At 50.7% G+C, this 4,214-nt stretch carries 3 protein-coding genes; 1 reads left to right on the forward strand and 2 read right to left on the reverse strand.

Features of this window, described 5'->3' with window-relative positions; translation table 11 throughout:
* Window positions 1-686 (forward strand): TrkH family potassium uptake protein (locus ACTHUE_RS11925; RefSeq protein WP_440402974.1); only part of this gene is annotated, 686 nt, incomplete at its 5' end.
* A gap of 54 nt (window positions 687-740) precedes the next feature.
* Here the strand turns inward: ACTHUE_RS11925 and galU are convergent.
* Window positions 741-1,604 (reverse strand): UTP--glucose-1-phosphate uridylyltransferase GalU, encoded by an 864-nt coding sequence (galU, locus tag ACTHUE_RS11930; protein WP_070461600.1) that lies wholly within the window; start codon window positions 1,602-1,604, stop codon window positions 741-743.
* A 127-nt stretch (window positions 1,605-1,731) separates the two neighbouring features.
* Complete coding sequence (ligA, locus tag ACTHUE_RS11935) at window positions 1,732-4,200, reverse strand: NAD-dependent DNA ligase LigA (RefSeq protein WP_440365242.1); 2,469 nt, start codon at window positions 4,198-4,200, stop codon at window positions 1,732-1,734.
* Window positions 4,201-4,214 lie beyond the last annotated feature (14 nt).

A 4,214-nucleotide genomic window follows, 5' to 3' on the forward strand; every position in this document is an offset into this window, starting at 1 on the left:
CTGCGCTGGGCAACCGCTCCTTGCAGGTGTATTGGAAAGATGAAGAATGCCGCACCATGCTGCTGGTTTTGTCGGGCAGTATTTTGATTTCGGCATTGTATTTATGGCAGCAGGACGTTTATCAAAGCCTTGGCGAAGCTTTGCGCTTTGTCAGCTTCAACTTTGTGTCCATCGGATTGGCAAGCGGTTTCTCCAATGCAGACTTTGCCCAATGGCCGTTGATTGTGTCGCTGTGGATGTTTTTCCTGTCGAACGTATTGGCAAGTTCAGGCTCTATGGGGGGCGGTATTAAAAACGTGCGTGCGTTGGTGTTATTCAAATTCAGCTTGCGCGAAATGTTGATTTTGCTGCACCCGCGTGCGGTTCGTACGGTAAAGGTCAACAACCGTTCCATTCCGGATCGCATGGCGCTGACCGTCATGTCGTTCATCTTTATTTACTTTATGACGGTCATCGTATTCAGCTTTTTACTGATGGCGGCAGGCTTGGACTTTTTATCCGCCTTTACGGCAGTCATTGCCTGTATTACCAATGCAGGGCCGGGTTTGGGGGCAGTCGGTCCGTCACATAATTATGCTGTGCTGAGCGATGTGCAGAAATGGCTGTGTACGGCGGTGATGTTGTTGGGACGTTTGGAGATTTTTACCGTTCTGATTTTGCTAACTCCGGCATATTGGAAGAAATAAGTGTGAGAAAAAGGCCGTCTGAAATTTCAGACGGCCTTTTTATAATGGCTGGGCTTAAGCGTATTGTTTGAGCAATTCTTTGAATTGTTCGCCAGTTTCAGGGTGTTTCAAACCATAAGCCACGGTTGCTTCAAGGTAACCCAATTTGCTGCCGCAGTCGTAGCGTTTGCCATCAAACGCATGAGCCAACACAAACTCATGGTCGAGCAGGCGGGCGATACCGTCTGTCAGTTGGATTTCGTTACCGGCGCCGCTGGGCAGGTTGGTCAACAAGTCAAAAATACGCGGAGTCAGGATGTAGCGGCCGACAACTGCGAGGTTGGAAGGCGCTTCTTCCGGTTTGGGTTTTTCAACTATGTTGGTGATACGTTGATAGCTTTTTAGCTTTTCAACTTCAACGATACCGTAAGAGCCTGTTTGGGAAGGGTCGACGGTTTCAACGCCCAAAATGCTGTTACCGCTTTGGTTGTACACATCAACCATCTGTTTCAATGCACCTTTAGGCGCATCAATCAAATCGTCTGCCAAAATAACGGCAAAAGGTTCATTACCAACGGCAGCCTGCGCGCACAATACGGCATGACCCAAACCCAATGCTTCAGTTTGACGGATGTACATGCAGGTAATGTTGGGAGGCAGGATATCGCGAACGTGCTCCAACAGCTTGTCTTTTTGACGCAATTCCAATTCGGTTTCCAACTCGTATGCTTTGTCGAAGTGGTCTTCGATACTGCGTTTGTTACGGCCGGTGATGAACACCATTTCAGTACAGCCGACTTCAACCGCTTCTTCAACTGCATATTGAATCAGAGGTTTGTCTACGATAGGCAGCATTTCTTTGGGGCTGGCTTTGGTCGCAGGCAAGAAACGGGTGCCCATACCGGCAACGGGGAAGACGCATTTTTTAATGGGTTTCATATTATTATCCTATTTTAACTGTGGGTTTATACCCCAAAAAGTGTAAAGATGTAGTCGTATGTAATGATAATACCACATGATAAAGTATCAGACGGTCTGAAAAGGAGGATTGGTCATAGATACTGTCTTATCCTAGCAACGTCAGTAATTCTTCTTCGCTCAATACGACCACGCCCAACGTTTGGGCTTTTTCCAATTTACTGCCTGCGGCTTCTCCGGCGACAACGTAGTCGGTTTTTTTGGATACGCTACCAGAAACTTTACCGCCGGCAGCCTCAATCATGGCTTGGGCTTGGTCGCGTTTGAGCGTGGGTAAAGTTCCTGTTAATACAAAGGTTTTTCCTGCTATGGTCTCATTGATGCCGTCTGAAATCGTTTCATCTTGAAGCTCAGGCAGCTTTTGATCAAAGAAAGTTTTCATATTTTCAAGCAGGGCTGCGTTTTGCAGTTTACTGCGCCATGTTTGCCAATCGGCAGGCAACGCTTTGTCAGTTTGCAAACCTTCTATGCTTTGTCCGGCAAGCTCCCATAAGGCCAGTGCTTTGGTTTCGCTGATTTTAAAATCAGGCAGGCGGGCAATCCAGCGTTGCGGCTCGGCATAGCGCAACGGCGGGATAGTGACAGCCTGGCTTTGCGGGGCAACACCTACAGCCAGCAGTTCGTCTATCATCGCCTGTTGCGCTTCTTGGGCAAAAAAGTGGGCGATGGAGCGGGCAACCACCGTGCCGATATCGGGCAGGCAGGCGAGGATGGGTTCGGGTGCATGGCGGACGTGTTCCAGTGTACCGAATGCCTGCGCCAGCGTTTTGGCGGTGCGTTCGCCGACGTGACGGATACCGAGGGCAAAAAGGAAGCGGGCAAGTTCAGGCGTTTTGCTGGCTTCTATGCCTGCGAGGATGTTTTCCGCCCATTTAGTTGGCTGTTTTTTACTGGTTTTGCTAAGCAGGGCATTGCCGCTCTCGCTTTCAAAGTCTTCAATCTCACTGTTTGATGGTTCTTCCTCATTAGCTGACGCTTTATCCGCCGTTTCCTTCATTTTTTGCAGGGTTGGGATATCGAGGCGGTAGAGGTCGGCGAAATGACGAACCAAATCTTGTGCTACCAGTTGCTCGATTTGTTTTTGTCCAAGTCCGTCGATGTCCATGGCTTTGCGTGAGGCGAAGTGGATTAAACCTTGCGCGCGTTGTGCTTGGCAAAGCATACCGCCGCTGCATCGGGCAACCGCTTCGCCTTCTTCGCGTTCGATTTCGCTGTGACAGATAGGGCAATGGGTGGGCAGGCGGTAAGGTTTGTGAAGCGGTTCGGAGCGGGTTTCAGAAGGTATTTCGGCAAACAAATCGTCTTGCAGGCCGTCTGAAACAGCAATGTTGGTATCCTGCATTGGGCGGCGTTCAAAAATTACGCGCACCACCTCGGGAATCACGTCTCCGGCACGGCGCACGACAACTGTATCGCCAACGCGCACGTCTTTGCGCGATACTTCGTCCTGATTGTGCAGGGTAGCGTTGGTAACGGTAACGCCGCCGACGAATACAGGTTGCAGGCGGGCGACGGGGGTTACTGCGCCGGTGCGCCCGATTTGTACATCAATGGCTTCGACAATGGTCAATGCTTCTTCGGCAGGAAATTTGTGGGCAATGGCCCAGCGCGGCGCGCGTGAGATGAAACCCAGTTTTTCTTGTTGTGCCAGACTGTTGACTTTGACCACCATACCATCGATTTCGTAAGGCAAAGTAGGGCGTTTTTGCTGCATTTGTTCGTAAAACGCCAATACTTCTTCGATATTTGGGAAGCAGCCGAAATTACCATCAGGCAGGCTGAAGCCAAGCTCTTTACAGTAGCCCAGCTCTTGCAGGTGTTCTTCTGCGATAAAACCGCCTTGTTGTCGGGCGATGGAATAGGGGAAGAAATGCAGTTTGCGCTGTGCCGTAATGCGCGAATCGAGTTGGCGCAGACTGCCGGCGGCGGCATTGCGCGGATTGGCGAAAGGTTTTTGTCCGTTTTCAGCCTGTCGTTCGTTTAAAGCGGCAAAATCGGCTTTAAGCATCAGTACTTCGCCGCGTATTTCGATAAACTCGGGAATGTTTTCTCCATGCAGACGCAGGGGGATGTTGGATACGGTTTTGACGTTTTGGGTAACGTCTTCGCCTGTGGTGCCGTCTCCACGGGTTGCCGCTTGAGTCAATACGCCGTCGCGGTACAGCAGGCTGATGGCCAGACCGTCAAATTTAGGTTCGATAACGTATTCCGGTTTTTCTCCATTTAAACCGCCACGAACGCGCTCATCAAAAGCGTACATTTCGGCATGGTCAAACACACCGTTTTCGTCTTGTGGCGAGAAGGCGTTGGTCAGCGACAGCATCGGTATTTCGTGGCGTACTTCGGCAAAGCCTGCTAAAGGCTCGCCACCGACGCGCTGGGTCGGGCTGTCGGGCAGTTTGAACTCGGGGTAGTTTCGCTCCAATGCCTCGAGCTCGCGGAATAATTTGTCGTATTCGGCGTCGGGTACGCTGGGCGCATCTAGGGTGTAGTATTCGTAGGCGTAGCGGTTGAGGAGGTCGGTCAGGTATTTGATACGTTGTGCGGTCGGATTCATGAGCAATCGAAATA

The organism is Neisseria sp. P0021.S005 (genome assembly GCF_051956955.1).